The sequence below is a fragment of the Bartonella sp. AC329YNZD genome (assembly GCF_042196685.1).
Lineage (GTDB): Bacteria > Pseudomonadota > Alphaproteobacteria > Rhizobiales > Rhizobiaceae > Bartonella.
In genome coordinates this window covers 87,914-104,310 of the sequence record NZ_JBHIQS010000001.1, presented here as the reverse complement: position 1 = coordinate 104,310, position 16,397 = coordinate 87,914, and the positions used below count along the sequence as shown (strand labels likewise).

Sequence of the window (16,397 nt, the reverse complement as noted above, 5' to 3'; positions counted from 1 at the left end):
AAAAGGAGAATATGATGGAATTTTTATATCATTATGGGTATGTCGCACTAAAATTAGTTGTAGGCCTTATCGCTTTCCTCTTGATTTTAAGAACCACAGGTCGTGGTAGTCTTAGTCAAATGACGCCAGTTGATTTGGTAAGTAATTTTGTGATGGGAAGTATCATTGGAGGCGTTATTTATAGTCCGGATGTTAGCAGTATTCAATTATTGATCGTCTTATTTATTTGGCAGACTTTGGTCACCACTCTTAATTTTCTGATGCGCTATTCAGTTTTTTTTCGTCGTCTCATTGCAGGACGTCATATTGCATTGGTTTTAGACGGAGTATTTCAAGTGGATAAGATTAAAAACTTAGGTATCAGTGTGAATGATCTGATTACAATGTTGCGTATTAAAGGCTGTAGTTTACACGAAGCTGCTTTCGTTCGTTTAGAAACCAATGGCGATTGTTCTGTTATTAAAAAGGAAGAAGGAAAGAAGTCTATCATTTTAATACAAAATGGCGAAATTCTTGATAAGGGGCTGAAAGAGATTGGTAAAACAAAAAAGTGGCTTCATGCAGAACTGAAAAAAAAGCATGTAAAAGTTGAAAATTTATTTGCAGCAGAGTGGTATGAGAATACAGACCCAAATAATAAATTATATAGTGGATTATTTCTTGTTCCTCTTTCAAAAACAGTCTAACTTCAAACAACGAGTAGGTATAGCTTATTGGAAGCATAATGAAGAGATGAACCTATAAACAACCACAGGGGGGTGTTTTGCCTTTTTCGTGTGGATGATAGAGAAGTAAGGGCTTTATGAAACGTAATGAAATAACAAAAACTGTATCATCAGATACGGGGAAAACTCTGCGCACACTTTACAATTTATGGCCTTATATGTGGCCAGTAGATCGGCGTGATCTAAAAATGCGTGTGCTATGGGCAATATTTTATCTTGTTTTGGCCAAGTTCGTTCTCATATCTGTACCGTATTTCTTTAAATATTCTACGAATGTGCTTGATGCCAGCTTTCAGTTACCTGAATGGTTTCCATCCAATTGGATTATTCCCATTATGCTCGTTTTGGCGTACAATGTTGCACGTATTATGCAGGCTGGATTAAATCAATTACGCGATTCTCTTTTTGCCACTGTTGGTCAATATGCTGTTCGTCAATTAGCTTATAAAACCTTTGTACATATTCATGAATTATCTTTGCGATTTCATTTGGAACGCCGAACTGGTGGGCTTTCTCGCGTGATTGAGCGTGGTACAAAAGGAATTGAAGCTATCGTAAGATTTTCAATTCTCAATACAATACCGACAGTTTTAGAATTTATATTAACAGCACTTGTATTTTACATAAGTTATGGGTGGTATTATCTTCTCATCGTTGTTGTAACGGTTGGGTTATATACCTTGTTTACCATTAAGGCGAGTGATTGGCGCATTCGTATTCGGCAACAAATGAATACAGCGGATACTGAGGCGAATACGCGCGCTGTTGATTCTCTCTTGAATTTTGAAACGGTCAAGTATTTTAGCAATGAAACTCTAGAAGCTGATCGTTTCAATGCTTCTATGGTATGTTATGAAAAAGCCGCAACAAAGATTTGGACATCATTAAGCTGGCTTAATTTTGGTCAGGCTCTTATCTTTGGTATTGGAATGACGATCATAATGCTGATGTCAGCTTATGAAGTTTATTATAAGACACAAACTTTAGGAGACTTTGTTTTTATTAATGCACTTTTAATGCAACTTTCTATTCCACTGAATTTTATTGGTTCAATTTATCGTGATGTTCGGCAAGGTTTAACGGATATTGAAGCGATGTTTGATCTTTTAGATGTTCAACAGGAGATTGTTGATAAATCGGACGCCAAACCGTTAGAGATAAGCGATGGAACCATTCGTTTTCATCAGGTAAAGTTTTCCTATGATTCGACGCGTCAGATTCTTCGAGATATTGATTTTGAAGTCCCTGGAGGAAAAACAGTCGCTATTGTTGGTCCATCGGGTGCAGGGAAATCAACTATTTCTCGGTTGCTTTTTCGGTTTTATGATGTTGATTCGGGCTCTATTACAATTGACGGGCAGGATATTCGTGATGTAGCACAAAAAAGTTTGCGCGAAGCGATAGGCATGGTACCACAAGATACGGTGTTATTTAATGATACAATTGCCTATAATATTTGCTATGGGCGTCCAAGTGCTACAGATGAAGAGATGCGCAAAGCTGCTGAAATGGCACAGATCTCAAAATTTATTGAGATATTACCAGAAGGTTTTCAATCTATGGTAGGAGAGCGTGGTCTCAAATTATCAGGTGGTGAAAAACAACGTGTGGCTATTGCACGGACACTCTTAAAAGCCCCCCCACTTCTTATTCTAGATGAAGCAACAGCGGCTCTTGATACGGCGACAGAACAGGAAATTCAACAAGCATTGGATATTGTAAGCCGTGGACGTACAACATTGATTATTGCTCACCGTCTTTCTACGGTTATCAATGCTGATGAAATTTTGGTTCTTAAAAGTGGTCGTATTATTGAAAATGGGACACATACAGAGCTTTTACGCAAGAAAGGTCTCTATGCTTCAATGTGGAATAAGCAGCTTGAAGCATCGCAAGCTGAAGAAAAATTACGTAAAATGCGTGAAGAAGATGAGACGAGTGTTGTTAATCGTAAAAAATAAATAGAGCAAAATGTAATCTATATCTTTATATGGAGTGATTGATTAAATACATAAAAAGACACAAGAGGAACAAAAAGCTTTGTTGCTTGTTTAAGTTTACGATGAATAGGAAATTATATGAGTATTCTGCAATCTTTCCATAATAGCTTTGTACCGGTTCATAAAGAAGGTTATCCTTTTATTGTAGCGTTTTTTGTTATTTCGCTCATTCTTGGTTGGATATGGAGTCCGTTTTTTTGGTTTGGTCTCGTTCTCACGGTGTGGTGTATATACTTTTTCCGTGATCCAGATCGTGTGATCCCTTTGAATTCAAATTGGGTGATGTCGCCTGCTGATGGGCGTATTTCATGTGTGGAATCATGTGTTCCACCTGAAGAATTAGGTTTAGGGAAAGATGAAATGATCCGTATTTCTATTTTTATGGATGTTTTTTCATGCCATATTAATCGTATTCCTATCAGTGGTACAGTAGAGTCTATCGTTTATCATCCAGGTCGATTTACCAATGCTGACTTTGATAAAGCTAGTCAGTTTAATGAGCGTAATGGGGTGGTAATTGATAGCAAACATGGTAAAATTGGTGTCGTACAAATAGCGGGAATGGTTGCGCGCCGGATTGTTTGCTGGTCAAAAGAAAACGATGCCGTTATGACTGGTGAGCGATTTGGATTGATTCGTTTTGGTTCTCGCCTTGATATTTATATACCAATTGAAATGAAATTGCGTGTTGCAGTTGGACAGACAGCAATTGCTGGAGAGACGGTTTTGGGTTCTTTTGATGATAAGAATGCCATAACGGATTTCAGATATGATTAGGAAACACAATGAAAAATTTTTCACCGTTTTCTTCATTCAATCCTGAGGGGCAACATGATGATGTTGCAAATCGGAGGCGTTCACCTATCCCAATGCGGTATGTCATTCCCAATATTATTACTATTTTAGCAATTTGCGCAGGGATGAACAGTATTCGTTTGGCTTTTGAGCATCGCTATGAGGCTGCTATTTTAATGGTGCTTTTCGCTGCAATTTTAGATGGTGCTGATGGTCGCATTGCGCGTTTAATAGATGGTAGCTCATCTTTTGGGGCACAGATGGATTCTCTTGCTGATGTTATAAATTTTGGTGTTACTCCTGCCCTTATTGTTTATTCCTTTATCTTAAATCAAGCGTATCACATTGGTTGGGTTGCAGCCCTTGTTTATTGTGTTGCTTGTTGTTTGCGATTAGCACGTTTTAATGTGATGTTAGATAATCCCAATATACCTAAGTGGCAGAAAAGTTATTTTGTTGGTGTTCCAGCACCAGCAGGAGCGTTATTACTTTTATTACCTACGTATTTAGGTGCTCTTGGTTTGGTACCTAATTGGGGGTGGGCATTATTTTTTAGTCTTTATACTGTAATTATTGCTTTTCTTTTGATTAGTCGTTTACCGGTATGGAATGCAAAAACAATTGATCAAAATTTAAGGCGTGATATCGTTATACCGTGCATGTTGGTCATTGTTATTTATGTCGGTTTTCTTGCGACTTACACGTGGAAAACTTTATTGATTACGGCTATTAGCTATATGATTTTTCTCCCCTGTAGTTTTGTTGCTTATAATAAACGTTCGGCTTTAGAAGAGAAAGAGGCTGACGCTAAAGCTATCCAAGAATCATAAAATGTTACATTTTTTTGAGTAGCAAAGAAAAGAGAGAGATCCAAACTATTTACCTCTCAGATGTGATCAATCAGGTATATGATAATCTACAAACCGATTTTTACGGACATTAAAGAGTTTTCCAGTTTCCTTTAAATCAGGCGATAGCAAATGGATTATTTTTTTTGCAACCTCTTGTGGTGTAGGAAGGGTTTGTGGATCTTCACCAGGCATAGCTTCAGCGCGCATGGCAGTTCGTGTGGCACCAGGGTTGACACAATTAATCTTTATAGGGGTTTGTTTAAGTTCTTCTGCCCAACAGCGGGCAATCATCTCTAAAGCAGCTTTAGAAGCGGCATAAGCTCCCCAGAAAGGGCGCGCAGCATGCGCAACGCTTGAGGATAATAGGATGGCTCGTCCAGCATCAGATTCACGTAATAAAGGCTCAACGGCTTTCATTAAGCGCCATTGGCTGATAAGGTTTATTTGAAAAACATCTTCAAATACCATGTTTTCTATATGTGCTATTGGTGAAAGTGTTCCAAGGATTCCTGCATTAGCAACGATAATATCGAGTTTTTTCCAGCGTTTGGCAATTGAGATAGCAAGAGCATCGATGTTTTCCATATGATGCAAGTCAAGGGGAACAAGGGTTGCATGAGCCCCTTTTTTTCGGATTTGATTATCTAATTCAGTAAGTCCACTGACTGTTCGTGCAAGAGCAATAATATGAGCGCCGCGTGCAGCAAGCTCGAGTGCCAAATAATAGCCAATTCCTCTTGAGGCGCCCGTAATAAGTGCAACACGCCCATGGAGACTAAAGTCATATTTTGCCATCGTTAATCTTTTGTTTTAAGAACAGATGATTGATGAATTTTGGAGAGGTTTTCTTGATCAACTAGATGAGTAGGGTAATATCCAGTAAAATAATGATCAGTAAATTGTGGATCAGCATTATTTCGTTTTTCGCCTGCTACAGCAAGATACAACCCATCCGTTGAAAGAAATTCTAATGAATCTGCTCCAATAAAATCACACATAGATTTTAAATCTGGATATTGATTTGCTAAAAGGCTTTCAATTTTAGGTGTATCAATGCCATAAAAATCCGGATAGAAAATCATAGGACTAGAAACGCGCATATGCACTTCTTTTGCTCCGGCATCGCGGAGCATTCGCACAATTTTGAGGGATGTTGTTCCACGGACAATAGAGTCATCAACCAAAATAACACGTTTTCCTTTAATCACAGGACGGTTTGCAGAATGTTTTAACTTGACGCCAAAAGCGCGAATTTGTTGTGTTGGTTCGATAAAAGTCCGTCCAACATAATGATTACGAATAATACCAAGCTCAAAGGGAATTCCAATTTCTTGTGCATAGCCGATTGCAGCGGGTGTTCCTCCATCAGGAACAGGGACCACAACATCACCCTTACAAGGAGCTTCCTGTGCTAAACGAATCCCCATATTTTTGCGTGTTGTATAAACACTACGCCCTCCAACGATTGAATCAGGACGGGCAAAATAAACATATTCAAACAAGCAAAGTTTTTCTGGTTTTGTATTTTCTGGTTTTATAATTTTTTTAGTAATTTCCCCATTTTTTTGTATTTCACATATGATAATTTCCCCATTTTTAACATCACGGACATATTTTGCTCCAATAATATCCAGTGCACAAGTTTCAGAACAAAAGATAGGCTTACCATCAAGTTCCCCCATCACGAGGGGTCTAATTCCTGTTGGATCGCGTGCAGCAATAAGCTTTGTACGTGTGAGTGCTAACATAGCATAGCCACCTTCTACTTGCCGAATCGCATCAACAAAACGATCAGAGGACGATTCATAACGTGAGCGGGCAATAAGATGGAGAAAAACTTCTGAATCTGATGTTGATTGACAGATGGCACCAGAAGCGATGAGTTCTCGGCGCAATGTAAGACCATTGGTAAGGTTACCATTATGCGCAATAGCAATACCTCCCGCTTTTAATTCAGCAAAAAGGGGTTGAACATTGCGTAATGCTACTTCTCCAGTTGTTGAATAACGGGTATGTCCAATAGCACGATTTCCTGGTAAACGTGCAAGTGTTGCAGGGTTTGTATAGTGATCACCAATAAGACCTAAATGCTTTTCTTGATGAAACATTTTATTATGGTAGGAAACAATACCGGCTGCTTCCTGGCCGCGATGCTGCAGTGCATGGAGTCCAAGAGCCGTTAATGTTGCTGCATCTTCATGCCCAAGAATACCAAAAACCCCACATTCTTCATGAAGGGTATCATCATCTAATGAAAATTCTTGACAGAAAATATCGCTTTTTATCATGATATTCTTTCAGCTGTGATATAGAGGAATCATTAATATCTCATTTTACATCATTTAGTTTTCTTTCTTCATGAAAAGCTATTCTTTATTTTTTAAAATCATCTTTTCATGAGATTGTTTCTCATGCATATATTTATCCCTGTCTTTAAATAAATTTTCTGCCTTTTCGAGAATAGATCCAATATCTTTTGGGAGTATTTCCCAAACTTTTTGTCCTAGTGAATCTAAAATAGGTCTTGTTTTCGCATTTTTTAACCAGTTCGCTTGGTGCTCAGGTTTAATTAGTGCATTAATCAGCAACATACCGATAACCGTGATAAGTAAACCACGAAGTGCTCCAAAAATAAAACCAATAGCACGATCAAGGATACCAATTCGACTATCAATAATAAAATCGGAGATTTTCATTGTAATAATTGACGTAATAATAAGAACAATAATAAAAATTGTGATCAATGTTGTGACCAATGCAATCATTTTATTAGAGAGATATTGTTCAAAGAAAGGTAAGACAGGCTTGTATAAAAAAAGTGTCGTAACAGCTGTAACTGCCCAAGAAATCAACGATAACACTTCACGTGAAAATCCTCGAAGCATAGCAAGAAAAGCGGACAACAGGATGATTATTACGACAATTCCATCAAGGATTGTTATGATCATTTGTTTGTTCCTTATACATAAAGTTGTGTTCTTTTAAGTCAGTATGCAAATATATTTTTTGTTATGCAATTTTTTGTTCTTATAGCAAGGATATTTTGTATTTTATATATTTTTTTCTATATTACTTTGCCTGTGGTACAGATCATTTTTTACTTACAGTAAGAGTAGCAACGAGTTCGGGAAGGTCGGAGAAAGTTTTTTGTTGAAAGTTGAGCGAATTCATCATTTCGGTTGTTGTTGTGGGGTGAAAGGCTCCCTGAAAGCCGAGTTTTTTTGCTTCATTGATGCGTTGTGCTGAATGTGCAACAGCGCGGGTAGCTCCTGAAAGACTGACTTCACCAAAATATACATAATTTGTTGGCAAAGGAATATTGGCAAGAGAGGATACCAAAGCAGCGGCTACAGCTAAATCAGCAGCGGGTTCTGATATGCGATATCCACCTGCCACGTTCAGATAGACATCATGCTGTCCAAAACGAATGCCACAATGGGCTTCTAAAACGGCAAGAATCATAGAAAGACGATTTCCATCCCATCCGACAACTGCACGTCTTGGTGTCCCAAGGGAAGAAGGAGCAACAAGCGCTTGAATTTCTACTAATATTGGGCGTGTTCCTTCCATGCCGGCGAAAACAGCAGCGCCTGGTGCTTTTTCATTACGTTCTCCTAAGAATAATTCGGATGGATTTATCACTTCGCGTAATCCTTTATCAGACATTTCAAAGACACCAATTTCATCTGTTGGCCCGAAGCGATTTTTTACAGTTCTAAGAATGCGATAATGATGTCCACCTTCACCCTCAAAATAGAGAACGCCATCAACCATATGTTCAACGACTCTAGGACCAGCAATTTGCCCATCTTTTGTAACATGACCAACAAGAACAACAGCAGCTCCTGTTTTCTTGGCAAAGCGGATCATTGCTTGAGCGCCAATACGTACTTGTGTGACAGTGCCAGGTGCTGAATCTGCTGTATCTGACCATAGAGTTTGAATCGAATCGATAATCACCATATCAAGGTTTTTATGTTCGCTTAAGGTTGCCAGAATATCTTCTACATTGGTTTCAGCGGCAAGTTTTACTTCTGTATTGTTCGCTCCAAGCCTCTGTGCACGCAGACAAATTTGCGCAATAGCCTCTTCACCTGAGACATAGATGACATGATGTCCTTTGCGGGATAAAGCAGCAGCTGTTTGTGTCAGCAATGTTGATTTTCCAATACCAGGATCACCACCAACAAGAAGTGCTGATCCACGGACAAAGCCCCCACCGGTAACACGATCAAGTTCCGCAATACCAGAATGAATACGTGGAGCATCTTGGATATCTCCAGAAAGAGATGTAAGGGCAACGATGCGTCCTTTACGCGTATTCTGCTTAGGACCACTTCCTATGCCGCCATTTATATTTTCTTCAACAAGAGAATTCCATTCTCCACAAGCGCTACATTTCCCTGCCCAACGAGAATGGATGGTTCCGCAATTTTGACAGATAAATTGAATACGGTTGCGTGCCATGGTGGTTTAGCCAATTTGCTCTGGAAGATAATTGCTATCAGCCAAATCACTAAAGCGTGTGAAGTCAGATTGAAAGGCAAGGGGAACGATTCCTGTCGGCCCATGGCGATGTTTTGCAATAATAACATCAGCTTTTCCAAAAGCTTTGTCCATTATTTCTAGCCATTTCATATGTTCAAGGCTACCGAACTTTGGTTCTTCATTTTTGAGGTAATATTCTTCACGATAGACAAATAAAACGATGTCGGCATCTTGCTCAATAGAACCAAATCCACCTAAATCTAAAAGTTTTGGGCGTTTATCTGTTCTGTTTTCAACTTGATGTGAAAGTTGTGAAAGAGCAATAATAGGGATATTTAATTCTTTAGCTAAGGCTTTTAATTCTGCAGTGATTTCTTGAATACGATATTCAGATGTGTATTTTAAATCACTTGTCATGAGTTGAATATGAGTCGCTATCCCTGATATTTGCGAAGAGCGCTTTTTTGCAGCACCTGCTATATCAATAACTCTTTTAATAGCTTCATCAAGACTGTCAAATCCACTATCGCAGTCTTCTTTTTTTTCTAGCATAATTATACATTTTCCTTTTGTTATATATCAGTTTTTATGCAATTTTATATCAAGAATATTTTGCATGTTATAGAATTTTCTCTGTGCTGTAGTATTTAAAACACTGCTTGTTTTTTATATTGCGGTAATTAGGGTAATTTTTCAGATAGATTAGAAAATATTTTTGTTAAAAGGTTAGAGATTGTCCTATAAAGAGGAAATTTTCTGATATTTTACATAATAGCCAGTCTTGCGCAACATCAGCAATTATTTTTGAATTTAAAAACAAGAAAATGAGTGTCTTGTGAGAAGGCGTTTTTTAAAAGAAGGAACAATATAGAAAGATTTAGATTAGCTATAGATTTTGGATATTTGTATCCTATTTGCAACGCTAAAAAGATGTATTATCTTTTCATATTATTAAGATTAATATTATTCAAGAGCTTTTTAGATAGCAAATAATAATGGCCAAAATCATCCATTTTCCTGCCCAACGAGAATGGATGGTTCTGAAATTTTGACAGATAAATTGAATACGGTTCCGTACCATGGTGGTTTAGCCAATTTGCTCTGGAAGATAATTGCTATCAGCCAAATCACTAAAGCGTGTGAAGTCAGATTGAAAGGCAAGAGACACGATTCCTGTTGGTCCATGACGTTGTTTTGCAACAATGACATCAGCTTTTCCCATAATTTTATCCATTTCATCTTGCCATTTTTGATGTTCCAAAGTGCCTAATTTGGGCTCTTCATTTTTGAAATAATATTCTTCACGATAGACAAACAGAACGATGTCGGCATCTTGCTCAATAGAACCAGATTCACGTAAATCTGAAAGTTGTGGACGTTTATCTGTTCTATTTTCGACTTGGCGTGAAAGTTGTGACAGAGCAATAATAGGAATATTCAATTCTTTAGCTAAGGCTTTGAGTCCTGTCGTAATTTCTGTAATCTCTTGAACACGGTTTTCAGATGAACGTTTTGATTTACTTGTCATGAGTTGGATATAATCGATAATTAAAATATCCAAACCATGTTGCCGCTTGAGACGCCGTGCACGGGCAGCCAGTTGCGTAATTGATATTCCTCCAGTTTGATCGATATAAAGCGGTGCCTTTTGGAGCTGGTTCACTGCACGAATAATTTTTGAAAATTGTTCATCTGAAATATTACCACGTCGAATATCAGAAGAAGAGACTTCTGTTTGTTCAGAAATAATACGTGTTGCAAGCTGTTCAGAGGACATTTCAAGTGAGAAAAACCCTACAATGCCGCCTTCATTTTCTTGGATATTGCCATTATGATTATAAGCATTGGCAATATTAAAGGCAATATTGGTAGCCAGTGAGGTTTTACCCATACCAGGGCGGCCCGCAAGGATAATTAAGTCGGATGGTTGTAATCCTCCCATTTTTTCATCAAGTGTTTTAATATGGGTGGCTATCCCTGATAATTGTGAAGAGCGCTTTTTCGCAGCACTTGCCATATCGATAGCTTTTTTAATAGCCTCATTAAAATTTTCAAATCCACCTCCATATTTCCCTTTTTCTGCTAGCTCAAATAACTGATTTTCAACAGTTTCAATTTGTTGGGTAGGCGTGAGTTCTACAGGAGCATCAAAGGCTGTATTGACAACTTGAGTTCCAAGGTTAATCAAAGACCGGCGGATAAAAAGATCGTAAATGACGCGTCCATAATCTTCAGCGTTAATAATAGTGACAGCCTCAGTGGCTAAGCGAACAACATATTGGTATACGGTAATATCTCCAATTTTTTCTTCCATTTGAATATAGGGCTTGATTGTAACTGGATCTACAAGTTTTCCTGTTTTAATAAGGTGAGATAAAACATGATAAATTTTTTGATGCAATGGTTCAAAAAAATGTTCTGGTTTTAGAAAATCTGAAACGCGGTCAAGAGAATCATTGTTGATAAAGATAGCACCAAGCAATGCCTGTTCAGCTTCAATATTATGCGGAAGTTGTCGAAAAGAAGGGGAATCTTCTTTTTTTGAAGAGCTGATATTAACAACACTAATTTCTTCCATAATATTTTTCCACTAAAATTTCAAGTCTAGCTACTTTAGGCGATAAATTGAAAGCCGTATAGTAAAAGAATAGAGCTACAAATCTTCATTTTAAGTTAAAAGCATATAATTTTTGAAACTCCCTTTGAATGGCTCATTTATCATGAGTGCATGAGTAATATCTATTTCTTATGTTTTAATTTTTAATATGTGATTCTTTAAATGGTCGTTTTGATATTCTCAATTTAAGTATTTTTAAGCTACGTAATCTTAAAATTCCAATATAGGTGTAAGTAGAATGACTTTTCTATAATTGAAATTATTTCAGATAATGTAAGGATATAATCAACTTACCACTCATGTAAATTTTATCCTTAAGGGTAGAACTTTAAATCATTTTTGCTTCTATATTGGAAAATAAGGAGCATTTATTCTGATTGATATGATCATTTCTGGCGTGCAATGCCTTTATATAACATGCCTATAATTTTTGCATAAAAATTAGATTCTTTATGTATGACAGTCATAAAATACTCAGTTTTAAGAAGTGAGTATTTTATGATCAAATATTAAATGGAATAAAAACACAAAACAGAGAGCAAAAATAGTAATTAAGCTTCTTGATGAGGATTATTTATATCGTTGTCATTAATTTCCTCTGCCAATAATTCTTCCTGCTTTTCTTCTGATATTTTTTCTTGAATATTATATATTTCTTTAGTGGAAATGAGAGTTTCACCTTCTGCTTGGCGTTGTGCTTCACTGGCGGAACGTGCAACGTTAATAACCACAGAAATTTGAACCTCTGGATGTAAACTAAGAGTGATAGTGTAAAGCCCGATCATTTTTATTGGATGATTAAGTTCGATTTGATTTCTTCCAATAGAAAAGCCTTCATCTGTTATGATTTCAGCAATATCACGTGTTGATACAGAACCATAAAGTTGTCCCGTTTCACCAGCAGAACGAACAACAATGAATGATTGTCCATCAAGTTTTTCAGCAATTTTTTGCGCTTCGCTTTTGCGCTCAAGATTACGTGTTTCAAGTTGCGCACGTTGTACCTCAAAATGTTTTTTATTAGCTTCATTTGCGCGTAAAGCTTTCCCTTGAGGTAAGAGAAAATTACGTGCATAACCATCTTTCACTGAGACAATATCACCCATCTGACCAAGACGAGGAATGCGCTCAAGTAGAATAATATCCATAGTTTTTCCTTTCGAACAAATAAATTTAGTGAAGTTTTTTACGTGATTGAATGTTGTATTGAATAGCAGCCCAAATACCCATCAAAAGCATCATGAAAGAAATAGGTGGAGAAAAAACAACAGTTAAAATAGCAATATAAACAAGAGAAAGTATAATAATCCGACCGTTTACCCCTTTTGTAATATTGTGAAGATATGCTAGACCACTAATTGATATAATGACAGTATAAGCAGAGCTAAAGACACGTGTACCCAAATTAAGAGAAGTGCTTAATTCAACCATTGACGCGATGGAAACAACAATGAAAATGACAATTCCAGAAATTGGAAGGCGAAGCATTTTGCTCCAATCATCGCGAGGTCTTTTCAGCCACTTCATATATTGGGCTATTATCATTGAAAAATAAAGATTACCGATGAGAAAAATCAAACTATAAACTGTCAGAGCGATAGCTGCTAAGGTTGCAGCATGCGCCATTAAAAAATCACTAACAGTAAGGATATTAGCTTCTTTTAATGACTGCGATTGTTGTAGGGTTTGTACGATATTTTCAGTGATTGTTTTTGCAATGAGAGGGGTGTCTGGACGGGATTTTACATAGAGTCCAATGAAGGTTACTATTAGAGCAATAAAGTTGGTTAAATGAAAAATAACGGATGATAATGGGTACCATATCAGTGTGTTTTCTTTTTGCGCTGGTCGTGCAAGTCCAAGAAGCCAAGAGGCATAAACAGCGGGAAGAAAAGATAACAACATAAGACCAAGAGCAATATAGATATTAGCGGTTACGACAAGAACAACAGTAGCACTTATTAAGGCAACAAAGCTGGCAAATGTTCCTTGACCGAACGCAACAATAAAAATTGGCAATGAGAGAAAGCAGCCAAGAAAAAGAGAAAAAGAGGGCGCGATATTTGCAACGCTGATGATGGCCATTCCTACTACAACAGCAAATAATCCCGCCAAAACGCCGGTTAATATCTTATAAGTACGATTTTTTTTCATTTATTGCTGTCCTGCTTTCTGCAGTTAGAGGTATATCAATACCCCAACTTTGATATTTTACAGCTTAATCTAATACACAATAAGCCATTTTTCTAAATCATACAAGAAAGGCAACTGGAGAGATTCTCCAGTTGCTAGAATGTATTATAGTTTACTTTATAACGTACGGAAGTAAGCCTAAAAAGCGAGCACGTTTGATAGCGTTAGCTAATTCACGCTGTCTTTTTTGACTAACAGCTGTAATCCGTGAAGGAACAATTTTTCCACGTTCAGAGATATAACGTTGTAACAATTTGATATCTTTATAATCAATTTTCGGTGCATTAATTCCTGAAAAAGGACATGTTTTGCGACGGCGATGAAAGGGGCGACGTGCAGAGTTTTGATTAGTATCAGTCATCATTCTACCCCTTCTATAGCATTTTCACGTTGACGACGTGGGGAACGAGAACGCTCCTCATCATGACCAATGTGGCTATTGCGATCAAGATGTGAGAGCATAGCAGATTTTTCTTTTTCATGTTTTTCTACACGAATGGTCATGTAACGCAAAACATCCTCATTGATGCGCATCTGACGCTCCATTTCAGCAATTGCTGTAGCTGGTGCATCAATATTGACCAGTACATAATAAGCCTTACGGTTTTTTCGAATACGGTAAGCAAGAGGACGAAGTCCCCAATTTTCTACACGCCCAACTTTTCCACCCTGCGCTTCAATGACACCTTTGTAGAGACTCAAAAGTTCATCAACTTGTTGCGGTGCAATGTCTTGTCGAGCAAGGAACATATGTTCATAAAGAGCCATTGTTTTGCCTTTCTTCAATTAAATTTCACCGGTTTTAGCGCAAAGCCTCTGCGACTTGTCTTTTTTGGAAACCCAAAGAAGAAAGGACGCGTTTACAATTCGAGACATCTCAGAGCGGAGACACGGGAGGTCGGAAACATTGTATTTCCTACTGATTTCACAGCCCTCCGTTCAACCTCCAGCTAAAGTGCCGGCAACGAATACTCCATATTTACAGGTTATCTTTAAAAATAGCAAGTTTACGCACATAAAAAAATTGATTTATTAAATCTTGATATATTTTCCTCTTCTACAAAGAGATAGTTCTGTAACACTATAAAAATAAGGAGAAAAAAATGGACTTTTTAAACCAGATTGATGTTTCACTCTTTGAAATGTTTGTTGGCAATCATCAATCTTGGTCGATTTTAGTTTTGTTTAGTATTTTTTGTGCAAAGTTTTTAATTTACATCATTCCTATTCATCTTTTTGCGTTGTGGTTTTGTGGTAGAGAAAGGGAACGATGTGTCGTGTTAAGCATTTGCATGAGCATTTGTACTTCTCTTTTCATAGGCTATCTTATTTCTCTTTTTTACTTTCATCCACGCCCATTCGTTGTAGGGCTGACAACATCCCTGATTCAACATCGTGCAACGGCTTCTTTTCCTAGTAATCATGCCTTGACCATTGCATCTTATACAGCTAACTTTTATTTTTACCGATACAAAGTGGCTTTTAGATTTGCTGTGGTGTTTTTATTCTTAATCTGTTGGGCGCGCATCTTTGTGGGTGTACATTACCCTTTTGATATTTTAGCAGGTGTAGTTTTAGGAAGTTTTATAAGTTTGAGTATTATTCAGTTTATAGCACCATATTTTCCTAAGTTTTTATATCAAATTCCACCCTTAAAATATAATTTTAAGAGAGATATTCGTTCTAAATAAAGGACTGTGTCTTGATTTGTGTGGATGAATAAGGTCAAAAGAAAATAATTTAATTGCACAATTTAGGAGTTGATTAATGGGTGCAGCTTTTATTTTTCCAGGGCAGGGGAGCCAAATCGTTGGTATGGGGAAAGCGCTTACAGAGCAATTTGTTGCGGCGCGGATGGTTTTCGAGGAAGTTGATGATGCGTTGGGTGAGAAATTATCAGAGATCATTTTTGAAGGACCAGCAGATGTTTTAACGTTAACAGCAAATGCACAACCAGCATTAATGGCTGTATCCATGGCTGTCATTCGTGTGATGGAACAATTAGGGTTTCATATAGAAGAAAAGGTAAGGTTTGTTGCTGGCCATTCTTTAGGAGAATATTCTGCGCTTTGTGCTGTTGGTACGTTTAGTCTCACAGATACGGCAAGGCTTTTGCGTATTCGTGGCAATGCCATGCAGGCTGCTGTTGCGGTTGGTGAAGGTTCTATGGCAGCACTTATCGGTTTGGAAGAGCAAGTTGTGGAAGAAATTTGCCAAAATGTTTCTGGAGAAGGACTATGCCAGATTGCCAATGATAATGGTGGTGGGCAAATTGTTATTTCAGGTCAAGCAACAGCAATTGAGACAGCGGTAAAGATTGCATCAACAAAAGGTGCAAAACGTGCACTTCTTCTTCCGGTTTCTGCACCTTTTCATTCGTCTTTAATGCAGCCTGCGGCTGATGCCATGAAGAAAGCGCTTTTGACTGTTAACAAAATGCCCCCTATTGTTCCCTTGATTGCCAATGTTTCTGTTGCCCCAGAAAGTGATCCAGAACGTATTGCTACTCTTCTTGTTGAACAAGTGACTGGGAGGGTGCGATGGCGTGAAACAATAGAATGGATTGCTGCGAATGGGATTGATACGCTTTTTGAAGTTGGTTCTGGAAAAGTATTAACAGGTTTAACGCGTCGTATTAACAGAGATATAAAGGGGGTAACAATTGGAACAGTTGATGAAATAGAATCAGCGCTAGGAATGCTTGGCGTTTAATCTGTAGGAGTTAAAA

15 protein-coding genes and 1 pseudogene are annotated in these 16,397 nt (G+C 37.6%); 6 read left to right on the top strand and 10 right to left on the bottom strand.

Going from position 1 to position 16,397, the window contains the following annotated elements; translation table 11 throughout:
* Positions 1–14: 14 nt before the first annotated feature.
* The 4 genes from ACFIMW_RS00445 to pssA all read left to right on the top strand — a co-directional run bounded on the left by ACFIMW_RS00445 (position 15) and on the right by pssA (position 4,350).
* The gene (locus ACFIMW_RS00445) at positions 15–686 is read left to right on the top strand and encodes a DUF421 domain-containing protein (RefSeq protein WP_375606471.1); all 672 of its coding nucleotides are present in this window, start codon (positions 15–17) and stop codon (positions 684–686) included.
* A gap of 116 nt (positions 687–802) precedes the next feature.
* Positions 803–2,686, top strand: a complete 1,884-nt coding sequence (locus ACFIMW_RS00440) for an ABCB family ABC transporter ATP-binding protein/permease (protein ID WP_375607714.1) — start codon at positions 803–805, stop codon at positions 2,684–2,686.
* 117 nt (positions 2,687–2,803) lie between these two features.
* Positions 2,804–3,502 carry a phosphatidylserine decarboxylase gene (locus ACFIMW_RS00435; RefSeq protein WP_375606297.1) on the top strand — a complete coding sequence of 233 codons (699 nt, stop codon included), beginning with the start codon at positions 2,804–2,806 and terminating at the stop codon, positions 3,500–3,502.
* 8 nt (positions 3,503–3,510) lie between these two features.
* Positions 3,511–4,350: a CDP-diacylglycerol--serine O-phosphatidyltransferase gene (gene pssA, locus ACFIMW_RS00430; protein ID WP_375606296.1), complete on the top strand. Its 840-nt coding sequence runs from the start codon at positions 3,511–3,513 to the stop codon at positions 4,348–4,350.
* Positions 4,351–4,416: 66 nt separating this feature from the next.
* Here the strand turns inward: pssA and ACFIMW_RS00425 are convergent, their stop codons facing one another.
* The 10 genes and pseudogenes from ACFIMW_RS00425 to rpsF form a co-directional block, all read right to left on the bottom strand.
* On the bottom strand, positions 4,417–5,166 hold the full coding sequence (locus tag ACFIMW_RS00425) for an SDR family NAD(P)-dependent oxidoreductase (RefSeq protein WP_375607713.1): 750 nt from the start codon (positions 5,164–5,166) through the stop codon (positions 4,417–4,419).
* 2 nt (positions 5,167–5,168) lie between these two features.
* Complete coding sequence (gene purF / locus ACFIMW_RS00420) at positions 5,169–6,659, bottom strand: amidophosphoribosyltransferase (protein ID WP_375607712.1); 1,491 nt, start codon at positions 6,657–6,659, stop codon at positions 5,169–5,171.
* Positions 6,660–6,737: 78 nt separating this feature from the next.
* Complete coding sequence (locus ACFIMW_RS00415; protein WP_375607711.1) at positions 6,738–7,319, bottom strand: CvpA family protein; 582 nt, start codon at positions 7,317–7,319, stop codon at positions 6,738–6,740.
* 142 nt (positions 7,320–7,461) lie between these two features.
* Positions 7,462–8,838: a DNA repair protein RadA gene (gene radA / locus ACFIMW_RS00410; RefSeq protein ID WP_375607710.1), complete on the bottom strand. Its 1,377-nt coding sequence runs from the start codon at positions 8,836–8,838 to the stop codon at positions 7,462–7,464.
* A gap of 6 nt (positions 8,839–8,844) precedes the next feature.
* Positions 8,845–9,297, bottom strand: a pseudogene (locus tag ACFIMW_RS00405) (DnaB-like helicase C-terminal domain-containing protein); the annotation flags it as partial.
* Positions 9,298–9,946: 649 nt separating this feature from the next.
* On the bottom strand, positions 9,947–11,437 hold the full coding sequence (locus ACFIMW_RS00400) for a replicative DNA helicase (RefSeq protein WP_375607709.1): 1,491 nt from the start codon (positions 11,435–11,437) through the stop codon (positions 9,947–9,949).
* A 590-nt stretch (positions 11,438–12,027) separates the two neighbouring features.
* Positions 12,028–12,624 carry a 50S ribosomal protein L9 gene (rplI, locus tag ACFIMW_RS00395; protein WP_375607707.1) on the bottom strand — a complete coding sequence of 199 codons (597 nt, stop codon included), beginning with the start codon at positions 12,622–12,624 and terminating at the stop codon, positions 12,028–12,030.
* A 25-nt stretch (positions 12,625–12,649) separates the two neighbouring features.
* Entirely contained in the window at positions 12,650–13,630 is a 981-nt protein-coding gene (locus ACFIMW_RS00390; RefSeq protein ID WP_375607706.1) for a hypothetical protein, read from the bottom strand.
* A gap of 151 nt (positions 13,631–13,781) precedes the next feature.
* A complete protein-coding gene (gene rpsR / locus ACFIMW_RS00385) occupies positions 13,782–14,030 on the bottom strand; it encodes a 30S ribosomal protein S18 (protein ID WP_375607832.1) in 249 nt (82 codons plus the stop codon).
* The gene (gene rpsF, locus ACFIMW_RS00380; RefSeq protein WP_375606290.1) at positions 14,030–14,437 is read right to left on the bottom strand and encodes a 30S ribosomal protein S6; all 408 of its coding nucleotides are present in this window, start codon (positions 14,435–14,437) and stop codon (positions 14,030–14,032) included. The genes rpsR and rpsF overlap by 1 nt, the downstream gene beginning before the upstream one ends.
* A gap of 335 nt (positions 14,438–14,772) precedes the next feature.
* On the opposite strand from rpsF, the gene ACFIMW_RS00375 reads away from it, so the two are divergent.
* Entirely contained in the window at positions 14,773–15,360 is a 588-nt protein-coding gene (locus ACFIMW_RS00375; protein ID WP_375607705.1) for an undecaprenyl-diphosphatase, read from the top strand.
* Positions 15,361–15,436: 76 nt separating this feature from the next.
* Positions 15,437–16,381, top strand: a complete 945-nt coding sequence (gene fabD, locus ACFIMW_RS00370; protein ID WP_375607704.1) for an ACP S-malonyltransferase — start codon at positions 15,437–15,439, stop codon at positions 16,379–16,381.
* The last annotated feature ends 16 nt before the right edge of the window (positions 16,382–16,397 follow it).